The organism is Eisenbergiella porci (assembly GCF_009696275.1).
GTDB classification, from domain to species: Bacteria; Bacillota; Clostridia; order Lachnospirales; family Lachnospiraceae; genus Eisenbergiella; species Eisenbergiella porci.
In genome coordinates, this window is record NZ_VUMI01000032.1 from 33,525 (window position 1) to 50,801 (window position 17,277).

A 17,277-nucleotide genomic window follows, 5' to 3' on the forward strand; every position below is an offset into this window, starting at 1 on the left:
ATGCGGCTGTATCTTTTCGAACTGGAAAAACTGATAAGAAAACCATTTTATCTGACGGCAGCCGCGGGAAGCTTTTTATTTACCGCCATAGGCTGGCGGGTATATGCGGAGCAGGCGGATTTTCATGCGGGAGAAGCACAGGCTGTGATGCTTTTGCTGATGGAGCTGCACGGCCTGCTTGCCGCAATGCTTATCATCATTTTTTCCGCGCCTGTATTTGCCGGGGAATATAGCCTGAAGATGGAGGAACTGCTGCAGACCGCTGCGAATGGGATGGAAAAAACGGCCTGTGGAAAAGCCGCTGCCGTACTCACCCTTTCATTGTCCATTTTGGGGATTCTTCTGGGTTCGGATTATTTATTCATCCGCTGTGTCTGGGGAAAAGAAATCTGGAGAACCGGTATGATGCGGCCTGCGGCCGAAGAACTGGATACTGTTCTGGCTGTCAGCTGCGGCCGGGCCTTTACTGCCTCATTTTTCCTGGGGATCTGCGCCGTAATTCTGCTTGCGGGAGCGGTGTACTGTCTGTCCGCTTTTTCACATACACCCTTCCAGTCCGCCGCAGGCGCGGGTATCGGTTATTTCGTCTGTCAGCTCCTGTATAACTGGGGGATCCGGGCGGGATTTTTGCCTGCGGCTTACCTGTTTTCCTTCAGCCCTGTGGTACTGGCAAGATTTCAGCTGTTCAGGAAACCGTGGGAGGAAAAATGGTTCGGCGGTTTTTACCTTTGGCTTGTGCCTGTGATAACAATCGTGTTGTGCTATATATTTTTTCTTTCAGGCCGCCGGAGGTTTCTCAGGAAGCCGGGTTGAGTTTAGGATAGCTACTCCGATTCTCCGGAAATCTATCTGATATCCAGGAATTGAGCTGATTTTCAGGGAACTGATCTTATTTTAGAAAAACGGCATAGATTTCAGGGTATCGGTTTCCGGGCAAATTAAGAATTTGCAGAGTCTTCAGCTTCGCCGATTGCCGTTTTTGCCCCTCGTAAGGCAGCCAGTCTTTTTTTCCAGTCTGCCAGGCTGAAGGTCTGCACGAAATCAATCAGCAGGGAAGAAATAGTAACAGTAATCAGGGAATAGGCGATGCGTCCCACCGGAATATAGGTCAGGGAAAGTACAAGCACAGTGAGATCCGTCGCCAGATAGGCCCGTGATATTTTACAGTGCGTCAGCTTGGAAATCACGAGAGCCAGCGCATCATCGCCGCCGCTGGACGCTTCCTGCCGCACCACGAGTCCCACGCCGATTCCTACAAAGCAGGCGCCGGCAATGGCAGCCAGCAGCGGTTTATCCGTCAGATCCGGAAGAAGGAAGGGAAGGCTTTCCCATACCTTCAGAAAACCTGCAAGACAGAAGGTGGCGGCGATGGAACGGATAAGAAATTCTTTCCCCAGATACCGGAAGCCGACGAGATAACACAGGGCATCCAGAATGGGGGATAAAAGGGAAGTGGGAATGGCAAACCAGTAATTAAGCAGCAAAATCATACCAAGGACGCCGCCCTCCGTAATATGGACCCTTTTATGAATATTCACCATACCGAAGGCCAGAATTGCAGTACCGGCCAGGATGGACAGTATCGTCTTCGGAGGAAAACTCTCTTTTCCCTGTCTCTTAAAATCATTCCAATTCATAGCTTTTAACTTCTTTAGTAACATTGTACGCAAAATAAAACCTCATTTCTGTAGTGCCGGGTTTCTTTCTCAACGCCAGGTATACATAACGCCATACCTGACGCTGAGAAAGCGCCCGGAATTAAACTTTTATTAATTTTTTATAACCGCATGTAAAATGATTATAAACTCTAGTATAATACTAAGGTCAATAACAAATCAGAAAAGTATTAATAGTATGGCAAATGTCGTAACGCTCAGAATATTTCAAGACCAAATTATTCTAAGGCTCCAGAGTCTTTTAGATATAAAATATTTTGTCGTGGTCTTGACAAGACAGAACTGCACATTCACCGCGTGAAGCGTATAGTATACGTTCGATTTGTCCTTGCCGCGGCAGATATCCGGGCGGAACCTGTGCCGCACGGATAAAAAAACAGGAGAAAATGCAGAACCATGAAGGATTATTATACCATAAGCGAAATTTCCAAATTATATGGGATCGGCACAGATTCCCTCCGCTACTATGAGGAAGCCGGCGCGCTGGAGCCTAAAAGAGGTAAAAATAATTACCGCCTTTACCGCCTGAAGGATGTCTACCGTCTGAACATTATCAGAGACTTACTGCAGCTGGGCTTTTCCATGAAACAGGTGAAGACCTATCTGGACTGCCAGAATCTGGAGCATACACTGATTATGCTGGAGGATGAAAAAAAGAAAATACGGGAACAGGAAGAACGCCTGAAGCTGGCGGAGGAATCCATACGGAAGCGTATGGAGCATATAAACAGATACCGGGAAGCAAAAGAAGGAGAGTGCCTGTTGAAAAAATTTCCGGACAGATACTGTCTGCAGCTCAATGAGGATTTTACCCGGGATGAAGAGGTGGATTTTGCGGTTAAAAGGCTGCAGAAGCGCCATGAGGATAAAATAAGGAGCCTGGGCGACCAAAGCTTCGGAGCCAGCCTTTCGCCGGAGGATATCAAAAACGGAATCTATAATCTGTTCCATTCCGTATTTTTCATCCTGGAGGATGCCGAACCGGATAGCACAAGAACACAAAACGCTGAAGATTTACGGGAAAACAGCGATATTCTTCTGCCGGCCGGCAGCTATCTGACCACCTTCTACCGCGGCCCCTACACACAATCGCCGCAGAAAATTAAAGCGCTTATGGAGGAAGCCGAGTCAAGAAGGTTTAAGATAACCGGGGATATCCTGGAACTGTACCCGATTGACAACCGCTACACAACGCAGGCGGAAGAATTCGTAACGGAAATACAGATTCGTGTCGAAAAACAATAAAAAACTCATACAGGCCAGGCTAATTTATTTGCTCTCCAGAATGGACAAGCAGTTCCAAATTGTTCATAGAGGCCTCCTGATTTCTGGATTACGGTACCGTAAGCAGCAGTCAGGATTCAGTGGGATTGTTCTGCCTTAATCAAAGAATAGCATCTTTATGCCCAAAAAGCTTGATATTTTGGATATCTTATGCTGTTTCTTCACTTTGCGGCAAAAAATAACAGCCGCAAACCCTCCGTCTTATGTATCATATCACGGAAGGCATTGCGGCTGCTTCAATAAAACAGGGTTTTTAATATCTATTAAACGACATTCTTAAACTGGCTCATATACAGCTGGTAATAAGCTCCCTTCATCGCCATAAGCTGCGCGGCGTTACCCTCTTCAACGATTGTTCCGTTGTCGATGACAAAGATCCGGTCCGCCTTCTGAATCGTGGAAAGACGGTGGGCGATAACAAAGGAGGTGCGGCCCTTTAACAGGCTTTCGATGCCGGACTGAACCAGCAGCTCTGTTTTTGTGTCAATGCTGGAGGTGGCTTCATCCAGTATCAGTATCCTGGGATCGGATACCATGGTGCGGGCGAAGGCCAGCAGCTGTTTCTGGCCGATGGACAGCCCGCCGCCGCGTTCACTGAGAACGGTATCGTAGCCATTATCCAGACGCATGATAAAATCGTGTGCATTTACCGCCTTGGCTGCAGCTATGATTTCCTCGTCCGTGGCGTCCAGTTTTCCGTATCGGATGTTATCCTTAATCGTTCCGGAGAACAGGAAATTATCCTGGGTCATAATGCCCATCTGGTGCCGCAGGCTTTCAATGGAAACATCCCGGACATCATAGCCGTCAATGTATACATGCCCGTCCTGGATGTCATAAAATCGGCTGATCAGGTTGACTATTGTTGTTTTACCGGCGCCGGTAGGGCCTACAAGGGCGATGGTTTCGCCCGGTTTGATATGGAAGCTGACTTCGTTCAGAACCTTTACCGTGCCGTCATAGGAGAAGGATACCTTATCAAAATCCACTTTCCCCTGAATGGGAGGCAGCTCCTTCACGCCCTCCCTGTCCGTAATGGCGGAAGGGGTATCCATGATTTCAAAGACACGTTCCGCGCCGGCAATGTTTGTAATCATCTGATTATAGAAATTACTCAGATTCATAATCGGATGCCAGAACATGGAGATGTAGGAGCCGAAGGCAATAAAGGTACCGATAGATACCTTATCCACGCCGATGATCAGAATTCCTGCAAAATACAGCGATACGGTGCCAAGTCCCCAGCAAAAATCAATTACGGAACCGATGGCATCATTTAAACGCACCGCATGGATAAAGGAATCCCGATGCTCCTTTGTCAGGCCACGGAAGGTATCCATAGTTTCCTCTTCCGCACCAAAGCTCTGGATAATCCGGATACCGGACAAATCCTCATGGACAAAAGCGCTAAGGTTGGAGGATTTCTTCCTGTGGATCTGCCATCTTTTGTGGGAACGTGTCTGGATATACCAGATACAGGCCGCCATCAGCGGAAGGCTGATTAAGGAAGCCGCCGCAAGTCCCGCATTTTTAATAAACATAATAGCCACCACCGCACAGATGGTAATGAAATCTGGAATCAGGGTGGTAACGCAGTTGGAGAGTACATCCTTCAGAGAATTGATATCCCCGATAATACGCGCCAGGATTTTTCCTGTAGGGCGGCTGTCAAAAAACTGGAAGTCAAGCGTCTGGATATGGGTATATAATTCCTGACGGATGGTTACCAGAATGCTGTTGCATACCTTTGCCATAACATACATACGAAGCTTTATGCCCAGAACCATCAGGATATTCAGAACGACTGCAAATACGATAAGCCGGCCCAGCCCTCTGAAATTCCCTTTGGAAATATAGTCATCCACCGCTGATTCCATGATAAGCGGGTTCAACAGGTTGACCACCACGCAGAAGCCCATGATAAAAAGGACTCCGATAATCTGTTTTTTATATGCAAGCAGGTACTTGAAGAGACGCATGAGCGTGGCCATTTTCCCTACTTCTATTGTTTTTTCATCATCTTTAAATGAATTGAAGGGCATTTTTTACGCCTCCTTTCTTTCGTGGCCGTCGGTGCTAAGGGCGCCGTACTGTGCCTGCCATGTTTCATAATAAAGTCCCTTCTGTGCGAGCAGGCTTTCATGCGTGCCCCTCTCTTTGATAGAACCGTTTTCCAGAACAATAATTTCATCCGCATTGCGGACTGCGCTGATACGGTGGGCGATAATCAGCTTGGTGGTATCGGTAAGCTCCAGCAGAGCCTGCTGAATGGCATATTCGGTTTCCATATCCAGTGCGCTTGTGGAATCGTCCAGCACCAGAATGGGATTTTTCTTGGCGATGGCGCGCGCAATGCTGATACGCTGCTTCTGCCCGCCGGAAAGCCCTACGCCGCGTTCACCGATAACCGTATCATACTGTTCATCCAGTTTTTCAATAAAATCACTGGCCTGGGCGCAGGAGGAAGCGCCGCGTATCGTAGATAAATCCACCAGGTTCCTTTTCCCGAGCTTTACATTTTCACTGATGGTATCCGAAAAAAGAAATACATCCTGCATGACAATGGAGATATTGCTTCGAAGCTGCTTTAAGGACATATCCCTTATGTTCACATCGTCCACATAGATAGAACCGTCCGTGGCATCGTAAAGACGCTGCAGAAGCTGGATGATGGAGGTTTTTCCCGCGCCGGTAGCGCCCATAATTCCTATGGTTCCGCCGGGTTTTACATGGAAGGAAATGTCATGAAGGATTTCATGTCCGTCCTCCTTATGAAAAGAGACGTTTTTAAACTCCACTTTTCCCTGAACGCCGGGAAGCATTTTGGGAACTTCCGGCTCAGTGATAGTAGGTTTTTCAGCATAAATCTTACGGATTTTCCGGTAGCTGCCCACGGCAGAGGAAAAGTCATTGGAGAGCCAGCCCAGCATTTCCATGGGCCATACGATATTCATGGAATATTCCACGAAGGCGCTCAGGCTGCCGATGGTGAGCCTGCCGTTGATAACAAGGCTTCCGCCGAAGAGCAGCACGATGAGCGGCAGCAGCTTGGTGATCAGTGAAAAATACGGATAGTATTTTACGAAAACCTTGGACTGACGCATATTCAGCTCGTAATAGCGGTTGTTGTGTGAAAGGAATTTGCCGATTTCATATTTTTCCCGGGCAAAGGCCTTTACTGTCCGCACTCCGGCCAGGTTTTCTTCGGCCACCGTATTTAGGGCCGCGTTCTCCTCACTGATATCTTCGTAGATATCGCCCAGCCGGCGTTCCTCCAAAATGGCGATGGAACCGGTGATGAGCATGGCCAGGGTAGGAATCAGCGCCAGCTTCCAGTTCAGGCTGTACATGCAGAAAAGAACGATGGCGGTATGGAAAATAACCTCCAGAATCAGCATGCTCACGTAGCTGACCGCATTCCAGATCCGGTCGATATCATCCTTGACGCGGCTCATCAGCTCTCCGGTATTGGTTCTGTCAAAATAGTCCGCGCTCAGAGACTGGATATGGGCAAAGAGCTCCTTTCTCATATCTGTGGCGATGAAAGAGCCGATCCGGTCGAAGGTAAATTCTTTGGTATAGCCGAATACGCATCGGCCTGCGCCCACCAGAAGGATGCCTCCCAGCAGATATTTCAGCCGGCTTAAGTCCCCGCCCACAATAACATCATCAATGATGTGTCTGGTAAGCTGAGGCGATACCATATCCAGTGATACGGCAATTACCATGGACAGGAAACCCAGCAGATAGCCGAATTTGTGTTCCAGTAAGTAGGTAGATAGTTTTTTCATGTTTGTGTTAAGTCCCCCTTATGTAATTTTAGAACTTTCCGCGCATCCGCCGCAGGCAGGAGCTGTCATGCACTCCCTGTTTTTTTGGCGGATGATGCAAAATAATCAGAGAAAAGAAAGAGGAAAGCGGCCTCCGGAAGAATTGCCGGCCGGGCTGACCGGACATTTTTCCATAAAAAAACCACGCCAGAATTACCTGTCGTGGCTAATGCCGCTTTGGCTCCTTATGTATGGGAATACTGTCAGTTATATACAGAATCCGGAAACTTAAGAAGTGATTGTAGCATTATTATACCAGGAGGCAATTCCAAGTCTTTTCTCGTCATCAAGCAACGTCGCACTGATTGAATTACGTAATCTTCTGTTTCCGTTAGACATAAGTTTTACCTCCTTTTCTCGCAAATTTTTAACCGGTTACAGACTAAATATACCTTACCACCGGGCCGTGTGTTTTGTCAATCGTCTTTTTCAAAATGAAGAAAAGAAATGTAACGGTTGTTACTGTTCACTCAGTACTGTGCATTTACTGCACAGTACGTAAGAAAGTGATTCAAGAGTGCATAAAGCCCATCGCCGCAGGCGATTTTTAATGGATTTATGCAGTTACTGGTCACGGAGTGAACAGTAACTAACGGTTTGCAATAATTCTGTTATCTGAACCGTACAAACGGTTCGGCCAGGCCTGCGGCGCAGCAGCTCAGGCCGTACGGATACGCAGCACAGCAGGCAGCCGGCTAGCGGCGCAGTGGTCCGTGGCGCTGCGATTATATAAGGCCGGATGCCAGCTGGCCGGGCCGGTATCGGTCAGATCGTATAATCTTTGTCAATATTAATGACAGCATAGTAGGAGGCGGATATGCTGTGGATTTTTTCTTCCATATAACGGCTGATTTCCGCGTCGCTGAGCTGAAATTTAAAGGGAACCAGAATGTCAAATATAATATTGGTATGGGTAGGGCCCTTTACAATTCTGAAATCATGGAGATTCAGAGACTTGTCCAGTTCATGGAGGCAGCAGGTGACCTGCTTTTTCAGTTCCTGGGTCTCTTCATCGTCATTCATAACAGGATCCATATGTATTACCGCGTCACAGTGCAGCTCACGGTGCAGCTGACGTTCAATATTGTCGATGGTATCGTGCAGGTGGAGCATGTCTCCGGAGGCGGGCACTTCCGCATGCAGGGAAATCATGACCCGGCCCGGGCCGTAATCATGTACGATGAGATCATGGATGCCCAGCACCTGAGGATAGCTTTGCACAATGGATTCTATTTTTTCCACAAATTCCTTCTGAGGAGGCTGGCCGAGCAGGGGGCTGATGGTATCCTTTGCTGCGCTGAAGCCTGCGTAAAGGATGAAAATGCCCACCAGAAGCCCGCACCAGCCGTCAATTTGAAGCCCTGTAAATTTACCGATGAGGGTTGCAATAAGGACAACGGAGGTGGAGAGCATATCGCTCAGGCTGTCGACAGCGGTAGCCATCATGGCGGCGCTGTCGATTTTGCGGCCGGTAGAGCGGTTGTACAGATACATGTAAAGCTTGACCAGGATGGAGACAATCAGAATACCTGCCACCACTGGCGTACATTCCGTGACTTCGGGATATAGTATCTTGGACACGGAGGATTTGATCAGCTCCACGCCCATCAGCAATATCAGCAGGGAAACGAGTAGCCCGGTCAGATATTCAATTCTGCCGTGGCCGAAGGGATGCTCCGTGTCCGGCTTCTGCCCGGCCATTTTGAACCCGATCAGGGTAATCAGCGAAGAACCTGCATCGGAAAGATTGTTGAAAGCATCCGCAGTGATAGCGATGGAATTGCTGATAAGGCCAGCCAGAAACTTACCGATAAAAAGAAGGATATTAAAACCGATTCCCACACTTCCGCAAAGCACTCCATAGGACTGTCTGACAGAAGGGCTTTCCGTCTGTTCATAGTTTTTAATAAAAAATCTGGCCAGCAGCTGTACCATGATGCAACCTCCTTGGAATTAAAATAAAGACTGAAAATATTGTGCAGTATTCCCCTATTTTAACAGCTTCTGCAAAAAAAACAATCCCTGCTTTTGCTTTTCCGGCGGGAGCCGGGATAAACGCATCAAGGCTGGTTTTACTGGAAAAAACGTATTGCGCCCTTCAGGGAAAGCGTGTATAATTGCTAAGGAATAGGCCGGTGCGTCATCCGGCGCGGCCGCCTTGCTGGAACAGTTATGTTATCCGGAAGTGAGATATATAGTTATAATGAAGAAAGAGGAGAAGAATATGAGCAAGAAACCGGTAGTATTAATGATTCTTGACGGCTATGGGCTGAATGAAAAGAAGGACGGCAATGCCGTGGCAGAAGCCAAAACTCCTGTAATGGACAAGCTGATGGCGGAATGCCCCTTTGTCAGGGGAAATGCCAGCGGCATGGCAGTCGGACTTCCTGACGGACAGATGGGCAATTCTGAGGTAGGCCATCTGAACATGGGCGCAGGCCGTATTGTATATCAGGAACTGACCAGAATTACCAAGGAAATCCAGGACGGAACCTTTTTTGAAAATCCTGCCCTGCTGGATGCGGTGGAAAACTGCAGAAAGAATGATTCCGCGCTGCATCTGTACGGCCTCGTGTCCGACGGCGGCGTCCACAGCCATATCACTCATATTTACGGGCTGCTGGAACTGGCGAAGAGAAATAATCTTTCCAAGGTTTATGTGCACTGCTTCCTTGACGGACGTGACACGCCCCCTTCAAGCGGAAAGGGCTATGTGGAGCAGCTGGAAGCAAAGATGAAGGAAATCGGCGTGGGCGAAGTGGCTTCCGTGATGGGCCGCTACTACGCAATGGACAGGGATAATAACTATGACCGTGTGAAGCTGGCTTACGATGCGCTGACCAAAGGGGAAGGCCTTACCGCTGAAAGCGGCCCCGCAGGCATCCAGGCTTCCTATGACAGAAATGAGACGGATGAATTCGTGAAGCCTACCGTGGTTGTAAAGGACGGCGCGCCGCTGGCAACCATTCAGGATAAGGACTCTGTTATATTCTTCAATTTCCGTCCCGACCGTGCAAGAGAAATCACCCATGTTTTCTGTGACGATGATTTCAAGGGCTTTGACAGACCGCACAGACCGAACGTTACCTATGTATGCTTTTCAGAATATGACCCCACAATCCCGAATAAGGAAGTGGCTTTCCATAAGGTGGATATTACAAATACCTTCGGCGAGTGGCTGGCAGACAACAATATGACCCAGGCCAGAATCGCTGAAACGGAGAAGTATGCCCATGTTACCTTCTTCTTCAACGGCGGCGTGGAAGTGCCCAACAAAGGAGAGAAAAGAATCCTTGTGAATTCCCCCAAGGTTGCAACCTATGATCTCAAGCCGGAAATGAGCGCTTATGAAGTGTGTGACAAGCTGGTTGAGGCTATTAAGTCCGATAAATACGATGTCATTGTAATTAATTTTGCCAATCCGGATATGGTGGGACACACAGGTGTGGAAGCAGCTGCCATCAAAGCGGTGGAAGCAGTGGATGAATGTGTCGGAAAAGCGGTGGATGCGCTTAAGAGCGTGGACGGCGTAATGTTCATCTGTGCGGATCACGGCAATGCGGAGCAGCTGGTGGATTATCAGACCGGCGCGCCTTTTACCGCCCATACAACGAATCAGGTTCCCTTTATTCTTGTGAACTATGATCCTGCCTACACCCTGAAGGAGGGCGGCTGCCTGGCGGATATCGTTCCTACGCTGATTCAGATTATGGGGAAGGAACAGCCTGCGGAAATGACCGGAAAGTCTTTGCTCATTAAGAAATAAGAACCAAAGGAAACAGGAATTTTATAAAGTTTATAAGATAAGAAGCGGGAAAACCATAATTTCCTGCCGGCAGATCTGTGAAAGAAATGGAGCTTTGCTTAGATATTAAGCGGAGCTCTTTTTTTGTAACATTTATGTAACAAATAATTGCATAATATGTCAAACTATGGTATATTAAGCGTATCAGAATGATTAGTACACTTGATACAGCATTCAATCCCGGAAGCAGCGGTTCAAGCGGGTGCGTCTGTGCATCTGCCTGACAGATGCTGCGAGGGTCAAATATTCCGCAGGGAAATTTGACTGCAGAAAGGAGTCATATGATTATACTTGACTATAAAGATGCCAGGCCGATTTACGAGCAGGTTGTGGACAAGTTTCAGAAGCTCATTCTGACAGGAGCGTTGGAGCCGAATACGAAAATGCCGTCGGTACGGAGCCTGGCGGTGGAACTGTCGATCAATCCCAATACCATCCAGCGGGCCTATGCCGAGCTTGAAAGGGAAGGATTTATTTACACGGTAAAGGGCCGGGGGAATTTCGTCGCCTACGACGAAGGCCTGTTAAGTTACCGGAAGAAGGAAATATACAGTAAGCTGGACGAGCTTATCAGGGAAGCCGGTGAAATCGGCATCAGCAGAAGCGAGATGTCCGACTATGTGAAGGAAGGGCATGAAGCAGTGCTGCAGGGGGCAACTGGGGAGGGCTTTGGTTATGATTGAAATTAAAGATGTGACCAAGCGTTTTGACAAAATCAAAGCGGTGGATCATGTAAGTTTTTCTATCAGGGAAGAAAATGTGTTTGGGCTGATTGGAACCAATGGCGCAGGGAAAAGCACGATGCTGCGTATGCTGGCGGGCGTTCTGAAGCCGGACGGCGGTATGGTGCTTGTGGACGGCATGCAGGTCTATGATAATGTAAACGCAAAGAAATGCTTCTTTTTTATCGGGGACGAGCCTTATTTCTTTTCCACTGCCACCCCCCGGGATATGGAGAAGTATTACAGCAGCGTATTCCCCTCCTTCAGCAGGGAATCCTATTATCTATACCTTGCTAACTTCGGCCTGGACAGCAGGCGGAAAATCAATACCTTTTCCAAAGGCATGAAGAAGCAGCTTGCCCTGATCTGCGGCGTCTGCTCCGGCACGAAATATCTGTTCTGCGATGAAACCTTTGACGGGCTTGACCCGGTAATGCGTCAGGGTATAAAAAGTATTTTTGCCCAGGAAATGGAACGCAGGGGACTGACTCCCGTGATTGCCTCCCATAATCTGAGGGAGCTGGAGGATATCTGCGATCATGTGGGGCTTCTCCACCACGGCGGCGTGCTCCTGTCCAAGGAACTGGAAGAGATGAAATGCAATATTCAGAAAATACAATGCGTCTTTTCTTCCGAGGAAGAAGCGAATAGGGTACTGGAAAAGTTTGATATTGTAAAAAAGGAAAAAAGAGGCTCTCTGTTTACGCTGACGGTAAGAGGAGGCAGAGACGAGATCATTGCGCAGTTTGCGGCAGCGGAAACCTATTTTTATGAGGTGCTGCCTTTATCTCTGGAAGAAATTTTCATCAGTGAAACGGAGGTGACCGGGTATGATATCAAAAAGCTCCTTTTGGGCTAGTATGAGGGAGAATCTGAAAAGGCGGGGCTGGACGGTCCTTTTGTGTATGCTTGTTATGTTTCTGGTGCTGCCCGTGAGCCAGGCCATGGCTGTTTCCGTCAACCGCCAGAAGGTGGAGGCGGGAGGCAGCTACTATATGGCCGGCTACAACGGCCGGGAGTGGGTGGCAGAGACCTTCATGAATGCCATAAGCTTTGACATACGCCTGGTTGCCGTTTTCGCAGCCTTTGCGGTGCTGTTTGCGATTCAGGGCTTTTCCTGGCTGTACAGCCGCAAGAAGACGGACATGTACATGAGTGTGCCTGTATCCTCCGGAAAGAGATACTTTACTATTTACCTGAATGGAATCGGTATTTTTGCAGGCTGCTATTTCTGCACGCTTCTTATGGCGCTTGCAGTGGGCGCGGCGCTGGGAGTCCTGTCGGGAAAAACTATACTGGTTGCTCTGGGTGCCTTTTTATGCAATATGATTTTTTTTGCAGCGGTCTATAACCTTTCTGTGATTGCCGTGATGATGACAGGAAATGTGCTTGTTACACTGCTTGCCTGCGGATCCTTTTTCATGTATGAGTATATGCTCCGTTTCCTGTTGGACGGGATGCGTTCCGCTTTTTTCAGAACCTACTGCTCCTTTGCGGATGTTATGGATAAATCATGGACATCGCCGATATTGACCTATTCCCTGGGACAATCCTCTGCAAACAGCTATTGCACCGGAGGGGGCAGCAGATATCTGCGGCTTTTTATGGAAGATCTGGCCCTGGTTGCCGTACAGGCAGTTGTATACGGCGTACTTGCCTATATTTTATACCGGAACAGGAAAGCGGAGGCAGCAGGGAAGTCCATGGCCTTTACCAGAAGCAAAAGTGTGGTGAAACTGCTGTTGATGATTCCGGTTACCCTTATGGCTGGGCTGTGGTTCAGAGGGCTTTCCGGCGGAAGTATTTTTTTCACTGTTCTGGGAATGCTTATCGGACTGCTGCTTTGTCATGGGCTGATACAGATTATTTATGAGTTCGACATCCGTTCCGTGCTGATGAAAAAGTGGCATCTGTTTGTGGCAGGCGGCGCGGCAGCATTTATTTTCTGCTTCTTTTATTTTGATTTTTCAGGTTATGATACATATATTCCTGAGACCGAGGATATTGCCAGCGTGGCTTTTACCCTCCAGAATGATATTTATGGCTTTGTTAATTATGACAGATTATTCCAGAAGGATATCTACTATGTGAATCATGGGGAATATATGCTGGAACATATGGCTTCGGAGGATACGGATACCATAGAGGCGGTAAGGACTATCGTCCGGAAGGATCATGAAGCCAATCTGGATATGAGCGTATACCATAAAGATTATACGCTTGTATATATCCGCTATAATCTGACAAACGGTAAATCTGTCTGCAGGACTGCCGCGGTAAACCTGCGGGAGGTTCTTCCGGAAATGGATGCTGTTTTTGCGGACAGAGCCTATCAGCTCGCCCGCTACCAGATCAATGATCCCCTTATGATGGAAAATTCGGATCAGCTGTCGGCTGTTTACAGCAACGGTCTGGAAGAGGTAAATTATCTGGGGGATATGGGTCAGCTGCTCAGGGTCCTCAGTGATGAACTGAATAAATACAGCTGTACCATGATGATGAACGAACTGCCGCTGGGCAGCCTGCGGATTAAATATCAGCTGCCGGGAGCACCGGAAGAAATGTATTATTCCTGGAGCTATCCGATCTACCGGGAATTTGATGATATGCTTGCGCTTTTAAAGGAACAGGGAGCTTATGTGGAGGTTAGTGAAGACGGCATCTTCATCGATCCGGACAAGGTAGTCAGCATTACTGTCACCTGCTATAATCTGAAGGACAGCGATATCTCCTATTCGGCGGACGGAAGCCGTTCTGTCAGCTATTCCAATGAACAGGCTGTTACGGAAACCTTTACAGATCCTCAGGATATCAGGATGATAGCCCCCGCGCTGTATCCCGCCATGCTTATGGATATTTCAGGCGGATATATCACAGGGCGTCTCCAGGATGAAAATTATGATATCAGCGTGGTATTTAAACCCGGCGTGAAATACAATACACCGAATATCAGATTCATCCCCGTGCCGGAGAAATTTCCTGAATTCGTTATCGAAAAGACATCGCCCGCACAATAAGGCGCTGCCGAAAGCAAAATTTTTCTTACAAATTGCATACCATAAGGTTAAAAATCCCTTTTTCGGAAAATACTATGTAGGATAGAAAAATCTGTCCGCGTGGTTTGCCGGAAAAGGGATTTTTCCACTGATTTTAAAGCTGCCCTTCGGCAGCAGAAAGAGAGGAGGCGTCCCTTCGGGCCGCCGGGGAAACCTTTGGTTTCCCACTGATTTTAAAGCTGCCCTTCGGCAGCAGAAAGAGAGGAAGGTATGCATTTGTTTTTGGAGATTACTGATGTACGTGCGAGAGAAATTCTGGATTCCAGGGGAAATCCGACGGTTGAGGCGGAGGTGACTTTGGAAAATTCGGTTACCGGCAGGGCGGCGGTTCCTTCCGGCGCGTCCACTGGACAGTTTGAAGCGGTGGAGCTGCGTGACGGGGAGACCCGGTATTTCGGCCTGGGCGTGCAGAAAGCGGTGAAGAATGTGAATACAAAGCTGAGAGAAGCTCTGCTTGGAAAGAATGCCCTCTGCCAGCTTGAGATAGATCGTATCCTCATGGATGCCGATGGTACGGATAATAAAGGAAACCTGGGTGCAAACGCAACATTGGGAGTTTCCATGGCAGTGGCAAAAGCAGCGGCAAAAACACTTGAGCTTCCGCTGTATCAGTATCTGGGCGGGATACATGCAAGACAGCTGCCGGTTCCCATGATGAATATCCTCAATGGAGGCAAGCATGCAGACAATACGGTGGATCTGCAGGAATTCATGATAATGCCGGTTCAGGCCGATACCTTTGCCGACGGTCTTCGCGTCTGTGCGGAAATTTACCATAACCTGAAAAAAATATGTAAAGAGAGAGGCCTTTCCACGGCAGTAGGAGATGAAGGCGGCTTTGCCCCCGATTTGGGAAGCTCATCCGACGTTCTTCGTTTGATTGTGGAATCCATAGAAGCAAGCGGCTATACTCCCGGCCAGGATATCAAAATTGCAATCGATGCGGCGGCAAGCGAGCTGTATGATGAAAAAACAAAACGCTATTATTTCCCGGGAGAAAGCAGGATGAGCGGAAGCGAGGTCTACAGGGATTCGGAAGCCATGGTAGATTATTATGAGCAACTCATCCGTGAATTCCCGATTTTGTCCATAGAGGACGGGCTTTTTGAGGATGACTGGGATGGCTGGAAAATGCTCACTGAAAGACTGGGAGAGCAGGTTCAGCTGGTTGGAGACGATCTTTTTGTTACGAATACCAAACGGCTGGATGCGGGGATCAAACTGGGCGTTGCCAATGCGATACTGATAAAGGTGAATCAGATAGGCACGCTGTCCGAAGCCTTTGAAGCCATCAGCATGGCCCAGAAAAACGGCTACAAAACGATTATATCCCACAGATCGGGCGAAACAGAGGACACCACCATTGCAGACATCGCCGTTGCGGTGAATGCTGGGCAGATTAAGACAGGCGCGCCCTGCAGGACGGACCGGGTGGCAAAATATAATCAGCTGCTTCGCATTGAAGAAGAACTGGGCTGCGCCGCATGTTATAAAGAGCCTTTTAATAAAATCTGATTAGAATTGCTATATTAATAGAAGAAACAGGAGAAACGGGGCTGTATCCCAGGTGGATGCACTCCGTTTTTTATTTGTAAAAAAAATAAAAAATTGCCTTAATTTGTACGATTGTGTAATAAATTTTTGGAAATTCACGTTTTGCCAGGGAAAATTCTTGCATCGAAGTTAGTATTGTGGTATATTTGAAAAGCTGGTATGATATAGATCTGTGTAATATTATACAGATGATGTTACGACAGCAGCAGAAAATTCTGTGGGGTCCGCAGGATTTTAAATTGCAGGACGGCTGGTTTCCCAGGCGTCATTGTTTAGTGCCTGAGTGTCCGCACAAGAATAATACATGTGTTTCTGTGGAAGACACAACAGGCAAGAAGGTCAGTTTTTAAAAAAACAGCCATTGCTGTCGCTGGACTGTATTACTCAGAAGGAACAATGGCCAGTACAAACAGAAAAGGAGTGTTTCAGTTGACAAAATACGTTGTAAAGAGAATCCTTCTCGCAATAGTAACCATACTGATTGTCTGCGGTATCACATTCTTTGCCATGAATGCGATCCCCGGAGGACCTTTCGATGGTGAGAAGGCAGTATCCCCGGAGGTTAAAGCAGCTCTGGAAAAAAGGTACAATCTGGATAAGCCCATACCTGAACAATTTGTGATCTATATGAACAACCTGCTTCACGGAGACTTTGGAATTTCCACCAAGACAGGCCGTGATATTAAGACTCTGATCTTCGAATCCTTCCGGGTTTCTGCAAAGCTTGGAGGCATGGCGATTCTGGTCGCTCTTGCGTTAGGTCTTGTTTTCGGCAGCCTTGCGGCTTTGACGAGAAATAAGCTTCCTGACCGTTTGATTATCTTTTTTTCAACCCTGTTTACGTCCCTGCCCAGTTTCGTGTTTGCCACGATGCTGTTGCTGGTGTTCTGTGTCCAGCTGAAGTGGATACCGGTATGGGATGCCAATCATCAGAATTATATCCTTCCGGTCATTGCGCTGGCAGCATATCCAATGGCTTATATTACGCGTCTTACCAAGACCAGCATGCTTGACGTTATGGGACAGGATTATGTCCGTACGGCGAGAGCGAAAGGCGTTGCCCGCTGGAAGGTTATCTTTAAGCATACATTAAGAAATGCCCTGATTCCCGTTATCACTTATGTGGGACCGATGACGGCATCCATTCTGACAGGTTCCCTTGTTGTGGAGAAAATCTTCACCATCGGCGGACTCGGCGCGAAATTCGTAGACGGCATCACTAACCGTGATTATCCCATGATTATGGGTACGACCATTTTCCTGGCGGTACTGATGGTAACCATGAATTTAGTGACGGATATTGTCTACAAGCTTGTAGACCCCCGTATTAAACTTGATTAAGGAGGAGGC

At 47.9% G+C, this 17,277-nt stretch carries 12 protein-coding genes; 8 read left to right on the forward strand and 4 right to left on the reverse strand.

The features are described 5' to 3' along the window. Window positions 1-813 carry a hypothetical protein gene (locus FYJ45_RS18175; protein ID WP_154466370.1) on the forward strand — a complete coding sequence of 271 codons (813 nt, stop codon included), beginning with the start codon at window positions 1-3 and terminating at the stop codon, window positions 811-813. Between the two features lie 125 nt (window positions 814-938). Here the strand turns inward: FYJ45_RS18175 and FYJ45_RS18180 are convergent, their stop codons facing one another. Next, a complete protein-coding gene (locus tag FYJ45_RS18180; RefSeq protein ID WP_154466372.1) occupies window positions 939-1,637 on the reverse strand; it encodes a YitT family protein in 699 nt (232 codons plus the stop codon). 435 nt (window positions 1,638-2,072) lie between these two features. Here FYJ45_RS18180 and FYJ45_RS18185 point away from each other — a divergent pair, with 435 nt between their 5' ends. Further along, window positions 2,073-2,921, forward strand: a complete 849-nt coding sequence (locus FYJ45_RS18185) for a MerR family transcriptional regulator (protein WP_154466374.1) — start codon at window positions 2,073-2,075, stop codon at window positions 2,919-2,921. A gap of 302 nt (window positions 2,922-3,223) precedes the next feature. Here FYJ45_RS18185 and FYJ45_RS18190 read toward each other — a convergent pair whose 3' ends face one another. From FYJ45_RS18190 to FYJ45_RS18200, 3 genes are all read right to left on the reverse strand, one after another. Then, window positions 3,224-5,002 (reverse strand): ABC transporter ATP-binding protein, encoded by a 1,779-nt coding sequence (locus FYJ45_RS18190; protein ID WP_154466376.1) that lies wholly within the window; start codon window positions 5,000-5,002, stop codon window positions 3,224-3,226. A 3-nt stretch (window positions 5,003-5,005) separates the two neighbouring features. Further along, complete coding sequence (locus FYJ45_RS18195) at window positions 5,006-6,751, reverse strand: ABC transporter ATP-binding protein (RefSeq protein WP_154466378.1); 1,746 nt, start codon at window positions 6,749-6,751, stop codon at window positions 5,006-5,008. Window positions 6,752-7,555: 804 nt separating this feature from the next. Further along, window positions 7,556-8,725, reverse strand: a complete 1,170-nt coding sequence (locus FYJ45_RS18200; RefSeq protein ID WP_154466380.1) for a cation diffusion facilitator family transporter — start codon at window positions 8,723-8,725, stop codon at window positions 7,556-7,558. A gap of 289 nt (window positions 8,726-9,014) precedes the next feature. Between FYJ45_RS18200 and gpmI the strand changes: the two genes are divergently transcribed. From gpmI to FYJ45_RS18230, 6 genes are all read left to right on the forward strand, one after another. Further along, entirely contained in the window at window positions 9,015-10,556 is a 1,542-nt protein-coding gene (gene gpmI / locus FYJ45_RS18205; protein ID WP_154466382.1) for a 2,3-bisphosphoglycerate-independent phosphoglycerate mutase, read from the forward strand. Between the two features lie 320 nt (window positions 10,557-10,876). Next, window positions 10,877-11,278: a GntR family transcriptional regulator gene (locus FYJ45_RS18210; protein ID WP_025490246.1), complete on the forward strand. Its 402-nt coding sequence runs from the start codon at window positions 10,877-10,879 to the stop codon at window positions 11,276-11,278. Next, a complete protein-coding gene (locus tag FYJ45_RS18215; protein WP_025490245.1) occupies window positions 11,271-12,176 on the forward strand; it encodes an ABC transporter ATP-binding protein in 906 nt (301 codons plus the stop codon). The genes FYJ45_RS18210 and FYJ45_RS18215 overlap by 8 nt, the downstream gene beginning before the upstream one ends. Further along, window positions 12,148-14,334 carry a DUF6449 domain-containing protein gene (locus FYJ45_RS18220; RefSeq protein WP_154466384.1) on the forward strand — a complete coding sequence of 729 codons (2,187 nt, stop codon included), beginning with the start codon at window positions 12,148-12,150 and terminating at the stop codon, window positions 14,332-14,334. Before FYJ45_RS18215 ends, FYJ45_RS18220 begins: the two co-directional genes overlap by 29 nt. Window positions 14,335-14,583: 249 nt before the next feature. Beyond that, the gene (eno, locus tag FYJ45_RS18225; protein WP_154466386.1) at window positions 14,584-15,888 is read left to right on the forward strand and encodes a phosphopyruvate hydratase; all 1,305 of its coding nucleotides are present in this window, start codon (window positions 14,584-14,586) and stop codon (window positions 15,886-15,888) included. 468 nt (window positions 15,889-16,356) lie between these two features. Further along, window positions 16,357-17,268, forward strand: coding sequence for an ABC transporter permease (locus FYJ45_RS18230; RefSeq protein WP_154466388.1), 912 nt, complete (start codon window positions 16,357-16,359; stop codon window positions 17,266-17,268). Window positions 17,269-17,277 lie beyond the last annotated feature (9 nt).

Bases quoted from the DNA above. Each gene is read 5' to 3' on its own strand.
- FYJ45_RS18175 (WP_154466370.1), top strand. From the start codon at position 1: ATGCGGCTGTATCTTTTCGAACTGGAAAAACTGATAAGAAAACCATTT.
- FYJ45_RS18180 (WP_154466372.1), bottom strand. From the start codon at position 1,637: ATGAATTGGAATGATTTTAAGAGACAGGGAAAAGAGAGTTTTCCTCCG.
- FYJ45_RS18185 (WP_154466374.1), top strand. From the start codon at position 2,073: ATGAAGGATTATTATACCATAAGCGAAATTTCCAAATTATATGGGATC.
- FYJ45_RS18190 (WP_154466376.1), bottom strand. From the start codon at position 5,002: ATGCCCTTCAATTCATTTAAAGATGATGAAAAAACAATAGAAGTAGGG.
- FYJ45_RS18195 (WP_154466378.1), bottom strand. From the start codon at position 6,751: ATGAAAAAACTATCTACCTACTTACTGGAACACAAATTCGGCTATCTG.
- FYJ45_RS18200 (WP_154466380.1), bottom strand. From the start codon at position 8,725: ATGGTACAGCTGCTGGCCAGATTTTTTATTAAAAACTATGAACAGACG.
- gpmI (WP_154466382.1), top strand. From the start codon at position 9,015: ATGAGCAAGAAACCGGTAGTATTAATGATTCTTGACGGCTATGGGCTG.
- FYJ45_RS18210 (WP_025490246.1), top strand. From the start codon at position 10,877: ATGATTATACTTGACTATAAAGATGCCAGGCCGATTTACGAGCAGGTT.
- FYJ45_RS18215 (WP_025490245.1), top strand. From the start codon at position 11,271: ATGATTGAAATTAAAGATGTGACCAAGCGTTTTGACAAAATCAAAGCG.
- FYJ45_RS18220 (WP_154466384.1), top strand. From the start codon at position 12,148: ATGATATCAAAAAGCTCCTTTTGGGCTAGTATGAGGGAGAATCTGAAA.
- eno (WP_154466386.1), top strand. From the start codon at position 14,584: ATGCATTTGTTTTTGGAGATTACTGATGTACGTGCGAGAGAAATTCTG.